Annotated in this window: 13 protein-coding genes; 7 read left to right on the top strand and 6 right to left on the bottom strand. The window is 69.4% G+C overall.

From position 1 onward, the window contains the following. Positions 1-101: 101 nt before the first annotated feature. Positions 102-2147, bottom strand: coding sequence for an ABC transporter ATP-binding protein (locus tag H5J26_RS19145; RefSeq protein WP_181767124.1), 2046 nt, complete (start codon positions 2145-2147; stop codon positions 102-104). Positions 2148-2343: 196 nt separating this feature from the next. On the opposite strand from H5J26_RS19145, the gene H5J26_RS19140 reads away from it, so the two are divergent. The 5 genes from H5J26_RS19140 to H5J26_RS19120 all read left to right on the top strand — a co-directional run bounded on the left by H5J26_RS19140 (position 2344) and on the right by H5J26_RS19120 (position 7434). Beyond that, the gene (locus tag H5J26_RS19140; RefSeq protein WP_181767123.1) at positions 2344-3576 is read left to right on the top strand and encodes a L,D-transpeptidase family protein; all 1233 of its coding nucleotides are present in this window, start codon (positions 2344-2346) and stop codon (positions 3574-3576) included. A gap of 171 nt (positions 3577-3747) precedes the next feature. After that, positions 3748-5043, top strand: coding sequence for a L,D-transpeptidase (locus H5J26_RS19135; protein ID WP_309237975.1), 1296 nt, complete (start codon positions 3748-3750; stop codon positions 5041-5043). A 110-nt stretch (positions 5044-5153) separates the two neighbouring features. Further along, positions 5154-5921, top strand: coding sequence for an enoyl-CoA hydratase/isomerase family protein (locus H5J26_RS19130; protein WP_181767122.1), 768 nt, complete (start codon positions 5154-5156; stop codon positions 5919-5921). Positions 5922-6249: 328 nt separating this feature from the next. Next, positions 6250-6750 (top strand): ATP-binding protein, encoded by a 501-nt coding sequence (locus H5J26_RS19125; RefSeq protein ID WP_419183823.1) that lies wholly within the window; start codon positions 6250-6252, stop codon positions 6748-6750. A 126-nt stretch (positions 6751-6876) separates the two neighbouring features. Further along, positions 6877-7434, top strand: coding sequence for a hypothetical protein (locus H5J26_RS19120; RefSeq protein WP_181767120.1), 558 nt, complete (start codon positions 6877-6879; stop codon positions 7432-7434). A 20-nt stretch (positions 7435-7454) separates the two neighbouring features. On the opposite strand, the gene H5J26_RS19115 is transcribed toward H5J26_RS19120, so the two are convergent. The 4 genes from H5J26_RS19115 to H5J26_RS19100 all read right to left on the bottom strand — a co-directional run bounded on the left by H5J26_RS19115 (position 7455) and on the right by H5J26_RS19100 (position 11659). Then, the gene (locus H5J26_RS19115) at positions 7455-8513 is read right to left on the bottom strand and encodes a LacI family DNA-binding transcriptional regulator (RefSeq protein WP_181767119.1); all 1059 of its coding nucleotides are present in this window, start codon (positions 8511-8513) and stop codon (positions 7455-7457) included. A gap of 32 nt (positions 8514-8545) precedes the next feature. Beyond that, complete coding sequence (locus tag H5J26_RS19110) at positions 8546-9316, bottom strand: carbohydrate ABC transporter permease (RefSeq protein WP_235980826.1); 771 nt, start codon at positions 9314-9316, stop codon at positions 8546-8548. A gap of 155 nt (positions 9317-9471) precedes the next feature. Beyond that, the gene (locus H5J26_RS19105) at positions 9472-10410 is read right to left on the bottom strand and encodes a carbohydrate ABC transporter permease (protein WP_181767117.1); all 939 of its coding nucleotides are present in this window, start codon (positions 10408-10410) and stop codon (positions 9472-9474) included. A 16-nt stretch (positions 10411-10426) separates the two neighbouring features. Next, the gene (locus tag H5J26_RS19100; RefSeq protein ID WP_181767116.1) at positions 10427-11659 is read right to left on the bottom strand and encodes an ABC transporter substrate-binding protein; all 1233 of its coding nucleotides are present in this window, start codon (positions 11657-11659) and stop codon (positions 10427-10429) included. Between the two features lie 212 nt (positions 11660-11871). Between H5J26_RS19100 and H5J26_RS19095 the strand changes: the two genes are divergently transcribed. Both H5J26_RS19095 and manD read left to right on the top strand, forming a co-directional pair. Next, positions 11872-13818 carry a cellulase family glycosylhydrolase gene (locus H5J26_RS19095; RefSeq protein ID WP_181767115.1) on the top strand — a complete coding sequence of 649 codons (1947 nt, stop codon included), beginning with the start codon at positions 11872-11874 and terminating at the stop codon, positions 13816-13818. Between the two features lie 70 nt (positions 13819-13888). Further along, positions 13889-15130 carry a D-mannonate dehydratase ManD gene (manD, locus tag H5J26_RS19090; RefSeq protein WP_181767114.1) on the top strand — a complete coding sequence of 414 codons (1242 nt, stop codon included), beginning with the start codon at positions 13889-13891 and terminating at the stop codon, positions 15128-15130. A gap of 87 nt (positions 15131-15217) precedes the next feature. On the opposite strand, the gene H5J26_RS19085 is transcribed toward manD, so the two are convergent. Next, complete coding sequence (locus H5J26_RS19085) at positions 15218-15877, bottom strand: class I SAM-dependent methyltransferase (protein WP_181767113.1); 660 nt, start codon at positions 15875-15877, stop codon at positions 15218-15220. Positions 15878-16197: the final 320 nt, after the last annotated feature.

Genomic DNA, 16197 nt, shown 5'->3' with positions numbered 1-16197 from the left:
CGCCGACGAGCCCGGCCCGCTGCCGGCGCCGTCGCCCCCGTCATCGTCCGTGCGGGTCTTCTCGCGCCCCTCCTGGGGCCCTGTCGGGCTCACGGTGCCGCTCAACTCCGTTTCCCTTCAAGCTCGTCGGCGGCCCCGCCGTTTTCATGGGCGCCGCCGTCTTCATGGGCGCCGCCACCGTCGCCGTCGCCGGACATCAGGTGGCGGTACTCCGCGCTGTGCCGCAGCAGTTCCCGGTGCGTGCCGACAGCTGCGATACGGCCGCCGGAGAGAAGCGCCACCCGGTCCGCGAGCAGCACGGTCGAGGGCCGGTGGGCGACCACGAGCGCCGTCGTGGCCGCCAGCACCTCGCGCAAGGCGGCCTCCACCGCCGCTTCCGTGTGCACGTCCAGCGCGGAGAGAGGGTCGTCCAGCACGAGGAAGCGGGGGCGGCCGATCACGGCACGCGCGAGAGCGAGGCGTTGCCGCTGCCCGCCGGACAGGCTGAGCCCCTGCTCCCCGACCTGGGTGTACGGGCCGTGCGGCAGCGCGTCGACGAATTCGGCTGCCTGGGACACGCGCAGCGCCCGGTGCAGATGCCGCTCCTGCTCCGGGGAGATCCCCTCAACTCCCGCCTCTCCGTGGGCGTCCGGCCCTTCCGGAACGGCGCCGCCGGCGGCCCGGGGCTCAGGGACCGTATGCGCGGCGGACGCGGAAGTCTCCGTGCCCATCAGCACGTTCTCCGCCACGCTCGCCGAGAAGAGCGTCGGCTCCTCGAACGCCACGGCGACCCGGGAACGCAACTCGGCGCGGGTGAGGGCCCCGATGTCCGCTCCGTCCAGCGTGATGCGTCCGGAAGTCAGCTCGTGCAGACGCGGAACGAGCGCCGTGAGAGTCGTCTTCCCGCTGCCGGTGGCCCCGACGAGGGCCATGGTCTCGCCGGATCTCACATGCAGATCGATCCCGTCCAGCACGGGCGGCGTGCCGGGGGAGGCGTCGGGATAGCGGAACCGGACGTCCGTGAAGCGCAGCCCGTCCCCCTCCACTTCGGCTTCGCCGGCCAGGCCGCCGGCGCGGGCCTCCCGCAGCAGGTCCGGAGGCACCGGCTCGTCCATGACCTCGAAGTAGCGGTCGGTCGCCGTCGCCGACTCGTTGCTCATCGCCAGCAGGAAGCCGAACGACTCGACCGGCCAGCGAAGCGTCAACGCAGTGGAGAGGAACGCGACGAGCGTGCCCGCCGACAGCTCACCGTCAGCCACCTGAAGCGTGCCGAGCACGAGCGCGGCACCGACGGCGATCTCCGGCAGCGTCATGATCAGCGCCCAGATCCCGGCCAGCAGCTGCGCCTTGCGCAGCTCCGTGCCGAGCAGGCGCTCCGACAACGCCCGGAACGCCCGTGCCTGGCTTCGGTGACGTCCGAACCCCTTGATGATGCGGATGCCGAGCACGGCCTCCTCGACGACCGTGGTCAGGTCCCCGATCTGGTCCTGCGCCTTGCGTGCCGCGAGCGCGTACCGCTGCTCGAAGAGCGTGCACAGCCACACCAGCGGGACGACCGGCCCCAGGATGACCAGGCCCAGAGTCCACTGCTGGGACAGCAGGATGACGCAACCCACCACGATGGTCACGCCGTTGACCAGCAGGAAGGTCACCCCGAAGGCCAGGAACATGCGGAGCAGCTGAAGGTCGGTCGTCGCCCTGGACAGCAGCTGACCGCTCGGCCAGCGGTCGTGGAAGGAGACCGGCAGCCGCTGAAGACGGCCGTAGATGTCGGCCCGCATGGATGCCTCGACCCGCGCCAGCGGACGGGCGTTGAGCCACCGCCGGAATCCGAACAGCCCTGCTTCGAGCACCCCGACCGCGAGCAGCAGCGCACCGCCCAGCCACACACCTCGGGTGTCCCGCTCCGCGACGGGACCGTCGACCATCCACTTCAGTACGAGAGGGATCACCAGCCCCGTGCAGGAGGCGAGGACGGCGACGAAGGCGGCGGCGAACAGCCGCCCACGCACCGGCCGTACGTACGGCCACAGGCGCAGCAGCGAGCGCACGGCGGACCGTTGGCCGTCGCCGGACTCAGCCTTCGCCCCGTCGCTCGCGCGGCGTTCGGTGCTCGTGTCTCCGGCGTCGCTGGTGCCGGCCCCGCTCGTCCCCACGCTGGCAGTCATCAGGAGCGAGACTACGGTTGACCACTGACGTCCTTCATCTGCTTTTTGTCCGGGCCGAGTCGGTGCTCGCCCGGCAGCGGTCCCGCCGCGACGCTTCCCCGACGGGATATTTCGCGCACCCGCGTGAGCGATTCGTTTCCCATGCCGAAGCGGGTCGTTGGTCTCCGTACGGGCGAACTTCACGGGGAGTGCGGACATGGAACGGGCGGGGCGTGCGGTGCGGTCGGACCGAGCGGGTTTGCTGCTGAGGAGCACGTTGCGGGCGTGCGCTCTCGGCGTGCTGTGCGTGCTGGGCGCGCTCGTTGCGGGCTGTGGTGCGATGGTCGAATCGCGGACGCCCGAGCAGTTGATCGAGGTGACACCCGGCGACGGCGTGACGGGCGTGGGCGCGGGCGGTCAGCTGAGGGTATCGGTGACCGACGGCAGCCTGGAGCGGGTGCGGGTCACCCGCAAGGGGCGCGGCGCCGGGCACCGGCTGCCTGGACGCCTCTCCTCCGACGGCCGCATGTGGCAGCCCACGGCGCCGGGCCGCGAGCTCGAGCTCGGCAGCAAGTACACGGTGGACGTGGTGGCGCGGGACGAGGACGGGCGGCGCTCCGCGCGCCACACCACGTTCACCACCAAGGCGCAGCCGCGCCGCTTCATCGGCTTCTTCACGCCGGAGCACCGGCAGACGGTCGGGACCGGAATGATCCTCTCGATCCGGTTCAACCGCCCCATCGTCGAACGGGCCGCCGTCGAGCGCGCCATCCGGGTCACCGCCGATCCGTCGGTCAAGGTGGCGCCGCACTGGTTCGGCGACTCCCGGCTCGACTTCCGGCCGCGGGAGTTCTGGAAGCCGGGCACCCGCGTCACGCTGGACCTGCGGCTGCGCGGCGTGCGGGGCGCTCCGTCCGTGTACGGGGTGCAGCACAAGAAGGTCCACTTCACGGTGGGCCGCGACCAGCGCAGCGTGGTGGACGCCCGCCGTCACACGATGACGGTGCTGCGGGGCGGCGCGATCGTCAGCCGGGTGCCGATCACGGCGGGGTCGGCGAAGAACCCCACGTACTCGGGCCACATGGTCATCAGCGAGAAGTTCGCGGTGACCAGGATGAACGCCCGTACCGTCGGCTTCGGCGGCGAGTACGACATCGAGGACGTGCCGCACGCGATGCGCCTGACCGACAGCGGCACCTTCCTGCACGGCAACTACTGGGCGCCCAAGCGCACCTTCGGCAAGGCCAACGTCAGCCACGGCTGCATCGGGCTGCGTGACAGGAAGGGCGGCGACCCGCACGGTCCGGCGGGCGTCTTCTACCGCAGTTCTCTGATCGGGGACCTGGTGACGGTCAACGACTCGGGTGAGCGTACGGTCGCCCCCGGTAACGGACTCGGCGGCTGGAACATGTCCTGGGCGGGGTGGTCGGCGGGTTCCGCGCTGGACTGAAGTCGAGTTGAGGTGACGAGCCGTCGGCTGCTGTGAAATCGCGACGGAACGGTGACACTCTCGGGGATCCCCTCTTCGCAACCGTGTGATTATCTAGCGGCGGAGAGTTGTTTTTTCGCGTCGGGGGCGCACGCGGGTGCGCGAGCAGCCGTGCGAGGGGAGTAGCCCGCTGTGGATCTGAAGGCCGTCGCAAAGGGAGCCCGGGAGAAGCTGAGCCCGGAGGCGATACGTGGGGACAGCAGAGCCCAGGTGATAGGCGGCTCCGCGATAGGGCTCGTCGTGCTCGCAGTGGTGCTGCTGATGACGCTCACCACCTGTGGTGGAGCGAGCGGCGGATCCGGGAAGCAGGGGGCGGGTGAGGACGGCCCCGCCAAGGGCCCCTCCGAGGCGGTTCTGAAGGTCACGCCGAAGAACGGCGCCGACGGGGTGGGCACCGACGGCGCGCTGAAGGTGACGGCGGCCAAGGGCAAGCTCGTCAAGGTCCAGGTCAAGAACGCCGACGGCGACGAGATCAAGGGCAAGATCGCCGAGGGCGGTACGGCCTGGCAGCCGGAGGCCCATCTGGCCACGAACACCAAGTACTCCGTCGAGGCTCAGGCGAAGGACTCCGAGGGGCGCGAGGCCTCCAAGAGCACGCGCTTCACCACCCTCAAGCCGGAGACCACCTTCATCGGCCGCTTCACGCCGGAGGACGGCGACAAGGTGGGCGTGGGGATGCCGGTCTCCATCAATTTCAACCACGCGATCAAGGACCGTGAGGCCGTCGAGAAGGCGATCTCCGTCAGCGCCGATCCCGAGGTCGACGTCGAAGGCCACTGGTTCGGTGAAAACCGCCTCGACTTCCGCCCCGAGGAGTACTGGAAGGCGGGCACCAAGGTCGAGCTCGATCTGAACCTCGACGGGGTCGAGGGCTACGACGGGGTCTACGGCACGCAGGACAAGTCCGTGAACTTCGCCATCGGGCGCAGCCAGGTCAGTGTCGTGGACGCGAAGACCAAGAAGATGACGGTGACCCGGGACGGCGAGAAGCTCAAGACCGTCGGCATCAGCTCGGGTAGCCCGGAGAACCCCACGTACAACGGCCGCATGGTGATCAGCGAGCGCCACACGGTGACCCGCATGGACGGCGACACCGTGGGCTTCGGGCGCAAGGAGGAAGCGGGCGGATACGACATCAAGGACGTACCGCACGCCATGCGCCTGTCCACCTCGGGCACCTTCATCCACGGCAACTACTGGCTGCCGCAGTCCTCGTTCGGGCAGGTCAACGGAAGTCACGGCTGTGTCGGGCTCTTCGACAAGAAGGGCGGGGGCGACAAGGGCACGCCTGGCGCCTGGTTCTTCAAGGAGTCGATCATCGGCGACGTCGTGGAGATCAAGAACTCCAAGGACAAGACGGTCCAGCCGGACAACGGCCTCAACGGCTGGAACATGGACTGGGACAAGTGGAAGGCGAAGCAGGAATAGGGCGTCTCCTCGCCCTGGAGGCCGGAGACCTGCTGAGAGCTGACGTGGCTCCCGGTGCTGTGAGCAACAGCACCGGGAGCCACGTGCGTAACGGCCGTTAACCTTCCCCCATGACTGTGAATCTCGAAGTCGCCGACGGCGTCGGCACGCTCCGCCTGGACCGTCCCCCGATGAACGCCCTGGACATCGCCACTCAGGACCGGCTGCGCGAGCTCGCCGAGGAGGCGACCGTACGGGAGGACGTGCGCGCCGTCGTGATCTACGGCGGTGAGAAGGTCTTCGCCGCCGGCGCGGACATCAAGGAGATGCAGGCCATGGACCATGCGGCCATGGTCGTGCGGTCCAAGGCGCTGCAGGACTCCTTCACCGCGGTGGCCCGCATCCCCAAGCCCGTCGTGGCCGCGGTCACCGGCTACGCGTTGGGCGGCGGCTGCGAGTTGGCGCTGTGCGCCGACATCCGGATCGCTGGTGAGCGGGCGAAGCTCGGCCAGCCGGAGATCCTGCTGGGCCTCATCCCCGGCGCCGGCGGCACCCAGCGGCTCTCGCGTCTGGTGGGCCCGTCCAAGGCGAAGGACCTCATCTTCACCGGGCGTCAGGTGAAGGCGCCCGAGGCGCTGCTGATGGGCCTGGTCGACCGCGTCGTCCCGGACGAGGAGGTGTACGAGCAAGCCCTGCAGTGGGCCTCGCAGTTGGCCGCGGGCCCTGCGATCGCGCTGCGTGCCGCCAAGGAGTCCGTCGACGTGGGGCTGGAGACGGACATCGACTCCGGTCTGGCCGTCGAACGCAACTGGTTCGCCGGGCTGTTCGCGACCGAGGACCGCACGACGGGGATGCGCAGCTTCGTCGAGGAGGGCCCCGGCAAGGCCAAGTTCAACTGACACCTCCAGCGGCGCGTCCAACTGACGGTTCAACGGCGGTCGTTGCACCGGACAGCACGCGACGGGGTGGGGTGGCATGGGGTGGCGCACGGTGCCTCCCGTGTGCGCCCCACCTTGTGGGGGAATGAACCGGAACTCGATCGGCTTGCGGCGAGGGATGGTTCACCGCCCGGCGTGGTCACGTCTCCCAGTGGTGTCGTGCCTGGTGGCGGGCGCCGTCGCCGGATCCGTCCGGTGCCGGCGCATGACCCGGCGTCAGGGCGGAACAACTGATTCCGGAAATTGGGATCCTGTTGAACAGCCACACAACTCCCCAGCTCCCGCCATGATGGTGGCCATGGCGGGACAGGGAGAAGTGGCGGGCGTGACAGAGCGGGTGCCAGAAGTCCCCGGAGAGCCGGCGAGCGACGACATCGCCGGCGAAATCCTTGACCTCGTCGGCGACCCGACGATCGACGAGGTGTGCCTTCCCAACCGCCCCGAGTCCGCGAGCAGCGCCCGCCGGCTCGCCCGCATCGTCCTTCAGTCGCACTGGGGGCTGTCCGCGCCGCTGACGGACGACGCGGTCCTTCTCGTCTCCGAACTCGTCGGCAACGCGGTGCGCCACACCGGCGCGCACGTCTTCGGGCTGCGGATGATGCACCGCCGCGGATGGATCCGCATCGAGGTGCGCGATCCCTCCCGGGGCCTTCCCTGCCTCCTCCCCGTGCACGGTCTCGACACGAGCGGGCGAGGGCTCTTCCTCGTCGACACGCTCTCCGACCGCTGGGGGGTCGACCTTCTGCCACGAGGCAAGACGACGTGGTTCGAGATGCGGGTCAACACCTGAGACGCCGTCACCTCGCCTGCCCCTTCCCGGCGCGGCGGGTGCCCGGGGCCGCTATCGTGCGCAGCTGAACGGGAGTTGAGAGTCCGGCCGGCATCCACCGGCCGGGCATGGACACGGGGGATCACGATGCGCCGGAATCTGTACGCGGCTGCGCTCACGCTCACCTTGCTCACGGGCCTCACCGCGTGCGGGGACGGTGACGGATCGCCGGCCGAGGGGTCTGACAAGGGCCGCAAGGCGGCACAGGGCGACAAGTCGTCCGACGGCAAGGGCGGTTCGGCGGGCAAGGAGAAGAAGGGCGGCGGCAAGCCGGCCTCCCCGTCGAAGAGCCCCACGGGTCTGCCCAAGGCTGCCGACGGCACCGACACCGGCGCCTGCGACGACGGTGACTGCGAGGTGGAGCTCTCCAAGGGGGACAAGCTCCGCCCCGGATCCTCCTACGGCATCGACGAGTTCAGCATTCAGAAGATCGAGGGCCGTGTGATCAGCTGGACGGCGCTCTTCAGCGGCGGGCAGGTCTCGATGGCTTCCGAGGGTACGGAGACCTCGTCCACGACCTGTACGAACGGCTCGTGCAGCGGCACTCTCGGCAAGAGCGAGGGCACCCTCGAAATGAACAAGCTCACCGTCGAGTTCACCGCCATCGCCGAGGACCGGGCCGTCGCGAAGGTCACGCACAAGTAGCGAGCGGAGCCGGGGAGCCGTCAGGACGAAGGGCCCGCCGGAGGGGGCCCCGTCGACTCGCGGACGACCAGCCGAGGGGGTCGTGGCGCCGCCACTTCGCCGGCGCCTCTCTCCTCCAGCTGTCCCAGCAGTTCGGCGGCGGCGGCCTTGCCCAGCTGCTCGACGTCATGGTTCACGGTGGTCAGCCGGGGATAGACGATCTCGCCCAGCGGCAGGTCGTCGTAGCCGATCACGGACAGATCGCCGGGGACGTCCAGCCCGAGCCTGCGTGCGGCGTTGATGCCCGCGACGGCCATGGTGTCGTTGCCGAAGAGGATCGCCGTGGGCCTCTCCGCGGCCGGTTCCGCCATGCGTGTCACGGCCTCCACCGCGTCCTGGGCGGTGAACTCGGCCACCACGATGTGACTTGCCCGCAGCCCGTGCTCGGCGAGGCACGACTCGACGACCTGCCGCCGGTAGACGGTGTGCACGCGGTCCTCGGGGCCCGAGACGTATGCGATGCGGCTGTGCCCCATCTCCACAAGGTGGTTGATCGCCTCGCGCAGCCCCGCGTCCTGCCCCGAGGCCTGCACGTGCGGGATCGGGTCCTCCTGCCACGGCCGTCCGACCAGCACCGCCGGCAGCCGCAGCCGTCGCACCAGGTCGAAGCGGGGGTCCCCGATGCGGCTCTCGGTGAGGATCACCCCGTCCACGCGGCGCTCCTCGGCGAGCCTGCGGTACGCCCGTACCTCCGCCTCCGGCTCCTCGCCCACTATGTGCAGCAGCAAGCCGTAGTCGAGCGGGGCGAGTTCGCTCTCGATGCCGGAGATCAGCAGGGCGAAGTGCGGGTCGGCGGTCAGCAGGTCCGCGGCGCGGCCCACGACCATGCCCAGCGCACGTGTACGGGCGCCGCGCAGCGCCACGGCGGCGGCCGACGGAGACCACTGGAGCTTGTCGGCGGCGGCGAGGACGCGCTGACGCGTCGGCTCCGAGATGCCGCCCTTGCCGTTGATCACTTTCGAGACGGCGGCCACCGAAACACCGGCCACAGCCGCCACATCGGTGATGGTCGCCTTTCCGGAGCCCTTCCCCCGGGCCATGCGTTCTCCTTGCACCCCGTGCCGTACGTTGCTCAAATCTTGACCGCGCTGCCGATCATGGCGCCTTCCATGCGGCGCTGAAGGAACGCGTAGGCGACGTAGACGGGCAGAAGGGTCACCACGGTACCAGCAGCGAGAATGCCGAAATCGGTCTCGAGCGGCGAGCGCAGGGTCGGCACCGCGACCTGGATGGTGCGCTGTGCGCGGTCGGGTCCGATGAGGACGAGGGAGTACAGGTACTCGTTCCAGTACGTGAGGAAGCTGAGGATCCCCACGGTCGCGATCCCCGGCACCACCATGGGCAGATAGACGCGGATGAGGATGGTCAGGCTGCCGGCACCGTCCATGCGTGCCGCCTCCTCCACCTCCAGCGGCACCGTGCGCATGAACTGCGTCAGCAGAACGACGGCCAGCGGCAGTGACGTCGCCGGCATGAAGAGGATCAGGAACGTACGGGTGTGGAAGAGGTCGAGCTGCGCGGCGAGCAGGAAGGTGGGCACGAGCGCGGCGAACGTCGGGATGAGGAAGCCGAGCGAGAAGGCGCGTTCGATGACGGCCGCCGCCCTGCCGTCGGCCCGCGCGAGCGCGTACGAGGCAGGCAGCGCGAGCACGAGGACGACGATCAGTGAACTCACCGTGACGATCAGCGAGTTGAGGATGGCCAGGTCGAGGCGTGCGTCGCTCACCGCCGAGGCGAACTTCTCGAAGGACAGCGAAGTGGGCGGGCTCAGCGGTGAGGAGAAGATCTGCGCGTTGGTCTTGAAGGAGGAGACGAGCAGGTAGTAGAGCGGAAGCAGGAGCATCAAGGCGTAGAGCCAGGCGCACACTTGGGCCGCGGTGCGCCCGGCACCGCCCGTCCTGCGTCGGCCGCGCCGGGCGGGTGGGGCCGGCGAAGGGGCCGGTGCGGAAGCTGTAGCGATCATGGCAAGTCCCGTGATCCGTCGGTGAGTCGGAGCGATCAGTACGACTGCCGGAAGACCCGCCGGATGGCGAGCATGCCGATCAGACCGAAGACGAACAGCAGCACACCCGCGGCCTGGCTGTAGCCGAGGTCGGACTGCAGGAACGCCTTCTGGTAGACGAGGAAGGAGAGGTTCGTCGACGCGTTGCCGGGCCCGCCCTGCGTCAGCAGCAGCACGTTCTGTGCCGAGGTGAAGAGCGTCCAGAGGAACTGGAGCATCACCGTCACGCCGACGTAGTCCTTGACCATGGGGAAGGCGATGCCCCACATGCGCCGCCAGTGCCCGGCGCCGTCCAGCTCGGCCGCCTCGTACACCGACTCCGGTACGGCCGAGAGCCGCGCGGCGTACAGCGTCGCCGTGTAGCCGATGCCGGCCCAGATGTCGATGACGATGATGCAGGCGAAAGCCGTCGAGGTGTCGGCGAGCCAGGTGTGGGTCAGCCCGTCCAGCCCGACGGCCGACAGCAGGTGATTGATCATGCCGCGGGGCGCGAAGAGCCCGTAGAAGATCATCGCCTTGGCCGAGGCCGAGATGAGGGCGGGAGTGAAGACGATGACGCGCAGCACCTGGTGGCCGCGCGGCCTGGTCGAGATGTGGTAGCCGAGCATGAACGCGCCGACGATCATCACCGGTACGGCGACGGCGAGTTGGATCGCGCTGTTCTCCACCGCCGACCAGAACAGCGGATCGGAGAGCACGGCGCGGTAGTTGCCCAGGCCCGCGAAGCCGACGCGGGCGAGCATCCCCGGCCAGCTCAGCACCGAGATGACGAAGATGGCCCCGATCGGGCCGATCATGAACACCGCGTACCAGATGAGTGCGGGCACCGCCATCACGGTGGTGCGGGGCGCGCGCTGAGTACGGGTCCGGGGTTCCTTCGCGTCGCCCGGCAGGTCATGGGAGGCCGGAGCGCCGGGAATCGTGGTTGTCGCCATGGCGGTTCTCAACCCCTCAGCTTCGGTAAGCGACGTCGAGGGCGCGGCAGATCTTCTGCGGACTCGCGCCGGGGGAGAAGGCGATGGAGGTCGCCCTGTTCAGCGGTGCGGACGCCGCGGCGGGGACGAGGCTGTCGGGCATGACCACACGCTCGACGTCCTCCCCCTCGGAGACCCGGTTCGACTTGGTCACCAGCGGGAACTTGGCCGAGCCCTTCTGCTCGCGCAGGCCGAGGGCGAATCCGCTGTCGTCGATGAACCGTTGTACGGAGCTCTTGCGGTAGAGGAACTTCACGAGCTTCTCGACCTTGCCGATCTTCTTCCGTCCGTTGGGCGTGATCCAGATGCCGGTCGAGGTGGCGCCCGTATAGACGGACGGCTTGCTGTACTCGCCGTCCTCGGGCATCGGGAAGCCGCCGACCTCGGTACGGCTGCCGACTCCCTTGGGCACGGCGGCGATCGTGGAGGTGAGGGCCGACATCATGGCCGCGCGCTCGCTGAAGTACTCGGCGTTCATCTCGTCGGCTGTGAAGCCCTGGGCCCCCTTGCCGAACAGGCCCAGCTCCCGCAGCTGTGCGAACAGCTTCAGGCCGTGCATGGCCTGCGGCTCGGCGCAGAAGCCCGCCTTGGCGAACACCCGCTTGGCGACGGGCGGTTCCATGTAGCCCTGCATGATCTGCATCAGCAGCTTCTGCCCCGACCAGTCGTTGCCGCCGATGGCCATGGGAGTGATGTTCTTCGCCCGCAGCGCCTTCACCGTCTTGCGCAGCGCGGGCAGCGTCTGCGGTATCTCCTTGATGCCTGCCTTCGCCAGCAGCTCGGTGTTGAACAGGACCGGCCAGTTGAATCCCATCCAGGGGAAGCCGCGCACGCGGCCCTCGCTGTCGGTCCAGGCCTTGAGGGCGCCGGGACGCACGCGGTCGGTGAGGTTCCATTCCTTGAGGTACTTGTTGACGGGCAGAGTGGCGCCGAGTTCCGTCCAGGAGAAGGACTTGTCGTAGAGGTTCACGAGCATCACGTCGGCCTCCTTGTCGGCCAGCCGCGCCGTCTCGAAGACGTTGAAGATGTCGTCCGCGCTGTAGACGTTCTTCACATGCGTCCCGGGGTTCTCGCGTTCGAACTCCCGCACGGCGGCGGCGTAGACGTCGGCACCGGACGTGCCGGGCGCGAACCTGCTGTGGACGACGATGGTTTCGGGGTCGTCCGTCTTCGGGTCGAGAGGCCCTCCGCACCCTGAAGCAAGTGTCATGACGGCGGCGCAACAGCACGCCGCCCACCGAAGATTCATCGCCTCTCCCTTCCGTACGACCGTCCGGCCACCGAGTTAAACGTTCTACTCGGGATGGCAGCGGACCGTAGCAGCGACTAAGAAGCCGAGACAATGGGTCGACAGCAATGAAGTTAAACGATATACCGGAGGGCGGTCGTCGCAGTCGCGAGCAGCACGAGGAAGGGCAGCGCATGCAGCGCAACTCCGCGAAACTCACCACCCCCGAGGGCCACCCGCAGCTGTGGGTCGGAGTCAACTACTGGTCGCGCACCGGCGGACCCCTGATGTGGCGCAACTACGACGCCGAGGTGGTCGAGGAAGAACTGCGCACCATGCGCGAGCACGGTGTCACCCTCACCCGCAGCTTCCTCTACTGGCCCGATTTCATGCCGCAGGAGAACACCCTCGACCCGGCGATGCTCGAGCGGTACGACGACTTCCTGGACCGGCACGCCGCGCTCGACATGCACACCATCCCCACCTTCATCGTCGGCCACATGTCCGGCCAGAACTGGGACCCCTCCTGGCGCGACGGCCGCGACATCTTCAGCGACGCCTCCTTCGTCGCCCAGCAGGAGTGGTACGTACGCGAGACGACCGCACGGTGGAAGGACCACCGTGCCGTCGCCGGCTGGCTGTTGACGAACGAGATCCCCATCTACGCCGACTGGCCCTCCCGCGGCATCGGCACCCTGGACGCCGACGCGGTGACCGCCTGGTCCCGGACCATGACCGACGCCGTCCGCTCCACCGGAGCGACCCAGCCCGTCTCCATCGGCGACGGCGCCTGGGGCGTGGAGACGTCCGGCGCGGACAACGGCTTCCGCATCCGGGACCTGGAAGGGCTCATCGACTTCCACGGCCCGCACGTCTACCGCATGGAGACCGACGAGGTCCGCCAGCACCTGGGTGCCGCCTTCGTCTGCGAACTGCTCGACATCGGCGGAAAGCCGGTGATCATGGAGGAGTTCGGGCTCACCTCGGACTACGTCTCCGAGGAGAACGCCGCGCACTACTACCGGCAGACCCTGCACAACACGCTGCTCGCCGGCGCCACCGGCTGGATCCCCTGGAACAACACCGACTACGACGCGATCGAGGGCCAGGAGCCCTACAGCCACCACCCGTTCGAGATGCACTTCGGCATCACCGACTCCGAGGGCCGGCCCAAGGAACAGCTGCGCGAGGTCAAGCGGTTCACGGAGGTCCTGGAGCGCACCGACGCCGCCCGTCTCACGCGTCCGGACGCGCGCGCGGCCATCGTCGTCTCCTCCTTCCTGGAGAAGCGCTACCCCTTCACCCAGCCCGAGGACGCCACCAGCGTGCTCGCCCACACGCGTCAGGCGTACGTGGCCGCCCGCGAGGCGGACCTGGGCGTCGGCGTCGCCAGGGAGGCGGACGGGCTCCCCGGCGACTGCGACCTGTATCTGCTGCCGTCGGCGAAGCAGCTCACCGCGCCCACGTGGAGCGAACTACGGCGTCTCGCCCACGCGGGCGCCACCGTCTACGCCTCGTACTGCGTGGGCGAGCACATGAATCAGCGAGGGCCGTGGTGGCCCAACCTGGACGAGACCTTCGGCGTGGTGAAGAAGCTGCGCTACGGGCTCGTCGACCCCATCGAGGACGACGAGTTCCGCATGGTCTTCCAGCAGGACTTCGGCGGCATCGCGGCGGGCGAGGAACTGGTCTTCACCGTCGCCGGCACGGAGAACTCACGCGCATTCCTGCCCGTCGAGCCCGACGGCGCCGAGGTCGTCGCGACCGACGCGCACGGCCGTCCGGCCCTGCTGCGCCACCGGGTTGGCACGGGATCGCTGATCCTGTGCACGTACCCGATCGAGCACATGGCCGCCCGCACACCGCGTGTGAACCCCGAGCCGACGTGGCGGCTCTACGCGGCGCTCGCCGCCGAGTCGGACCTCACGCCGGAGGTGACCGTGGACGATCCACGCGTACTGGTGGGACGCATGACCCACGAGGACGGACGCGACTTCGTCTGGTTCGTCAGCCAGCACGAGGAGGCGACGACGGCCGAGCCCGTGGTGAGGACCGGCACACTCGTCAGCCTGGACGGAGGGAAACTCGGCAAGGTGGAGTTGCCCCCGTACGGCGTCCTCGTCGCCGAACTGACAGGTTGAGCAAGACGGGACGGGGCCCGGGCCGCGAGGCCGTGGGCCCCGCCCGCGAACAGGGAAGGATCCGCGCCACATGAAGATCGAGTCCGCCGAGACCGTCGTCACCAGCCCCGGACGCAACTTCGTCACGCTGCGCCTGGTGACAGCCGACGGCGTCACCGGTCTGGGCGACGCCACCCTCAACGGCCGCGAGCTGGCAGTCGCCTCCTACCTGCGCGACCACGTCGTCCCGCTGCTGATCGGCCGCGACGCCCGCAACATCGAGGACACCTGGCAGTACCTCTACCGGGGCGCGTACTGGCGGCGCGGCCCGGTCACGATGGCCGCCATCGCGGCTGTCGACACCGCCCTGTGGGACATCAAGGCCAAGGCCGCGGGCATGCCGCTGTACCAGCTCCTGGGCGGCGCGAGCCGGCGCGGAGCCCTCGCCTACGGACACGCCTCGGGCCGTGACATCCCGGAGCTCCTCGACTCCGTGCGCGCCCACCTCGAGGACGGCTATCGCGCCATCCGCGTGCAGACCGGCATCCCCGGACTGGACTCCGTCTACGGGGTGGCCGCGTCCACCGCGGGCTCCGGCGAGCGGTACGACTACGAGCCTGCACGCCGCTCGGCGGAAGGCCCCGCCCTGCCGGTGGAGGAGACCTGGGACACCCGGGCCTACCTGCGGCACGTGCCCAGCGTCTTCGAGGCGGTACGCGAGGAGTTCGGGCCCGAGCTGCCCCTGCTGCACGACGGGCATCACCGGATGACGCCCATCCAGGCGGCGAAGCTGGGCAAGTCGCTGGAGCCGTACGACCTGTTCTGGCTGGAGGACGCGACGCCCGGCGAGGACCAGGCGGCGCTGCGCCTGATCCGTCAGCACACCACAACGCCGCTGGCCATCGGCGAGGTGTTCAACTCGGTGCACGACTACACGACGTTGCTCAGCGAGCGCCTGATCGACTACGTGCGCTCAGCGGTGACCCACACCGGCGGCGTCACCGCCATGAAGAAGCTGCTGGACATGGCCGCCGTCTACGGCATCCGCTCCGGCCTGCACGGACCCACCGACATCTCCCCGGTGGGCATGGCGGCGGCCCTGCACCTGGATCTCGCGGTGCACAACTTCGGCATCCAGGAGTACATGCGGCACTCGCCGGACACCCTGGAGGTCTTCCGCACCTCCTACACCTTCGAGGAGGGGCTTCTGCACCCGTCCGGCGCCCCGGGCCTGGGCGTCGACCTCGACACGGATGCGGCAGCCCGATTCCCGTACGAGCCGGCCTACCTGCCCGTGAACCGGCTCGCGGACGGCACCGTCCACGACTGGTGACACGACAGCGCCCGGCCGCTCCACCTCCCGCAGAACGGGGAGGGGAGCGGCCGGGCGTCGGTCTTCAGTGCCGTAGGGCTCCCGGCCTCAGTGGTCTTCGGCCAGCAGCCGGACCGGGCGGTGCGGGGCGAGGGGGTGGGGCGCACCGGTGGGAGTCACAGCCCGAGGGCGCCTGCCGTGCAGGACGAAGGCGGGCGGCAGGTTGCCCCACACGGTGCGGCCCGCGACGACCTCCTCGAAGGCCTCACGCATCATCCTGCGGAAGCGCAGCGCGGAGGCGAGCCGCATCGCGTGGACGTAGCCGAACGTCGTGAAGGCGCCGTCCGGCGCGAGCACCTCCCTGATCGCCGAGAGGGTCTCGTACTGGACCGTGCTGGGGAAGGACGCCCACGGCAGTCCGCTGACGACGACGTCCGCCTTCTCGTGGCCGCGCTCGGCCAGCAGCCGGGGCAGCGCCGCCGCCTGCTCGGTGAGCACCTCGACGTACGGGAAGCGATCGCGCAGCATCTCCGCGAGCTGAGGGTTGATCTCTATCGCCAGGTGCCGGCCCCGTCCGCCGAGCAGCTCCTGGATGATGCCCGTGAACGCACCGGTTCCCGGGCCGAGCTCCACCACGACCGGGTGGCCGAGTTCGGGCACGGGCGCCGTCACCGCTGTTCCGAGTCTGCGGGAGCTCGGCGCCACTGCGCCGGTGTCGATGGGTGATCGAAGGAACTCACGCAGCATCGTGCCGGTCTCGCTCGTCAAGCTCATTGCCTCTCGGGATCGTCCGGCGTCGGGCGTCGTACGTTCCAGAGTCTGGCTGCACTCGCGCGTTCCGCCGATATCGGCCTGCCTCGGGAGCAGCGGCCGTCGGATCGGCAGGACGGCGGCACCCATGGCCGGCAGGGGCATTTTCGGCCCCCACCGTACCTTCGGTCTGCGAGGGCACAACCTCTGTTCGCCAGGTGGACGGCAGGCCCGGGCCGCAGGCGGGCGAGCGGACGCGAATCTGTCGACGGTTCGTCGCCGGGCGTTGACGCTGCGTTTCCGGATGCGACGGGTGCGACGGGTGCGACGGCCGTGAC

This window comes from Streptomyces albidus (ex Kaewkla and Franco 2022), assembly GCF_013870515.1.
GTDB classification, from domain to species: domain Bacteria; phylum Actinomycetota; class Actinomycetes; order Streptomycetales; family Streptomycetaceae; genus Streptomyces; species Streptomyces albidus.
The sequence above is the reverse complement of the archived record's forward strand: the minus strand, read 5'-3'. Positions and strand labels throughout refer to the sequence as shown.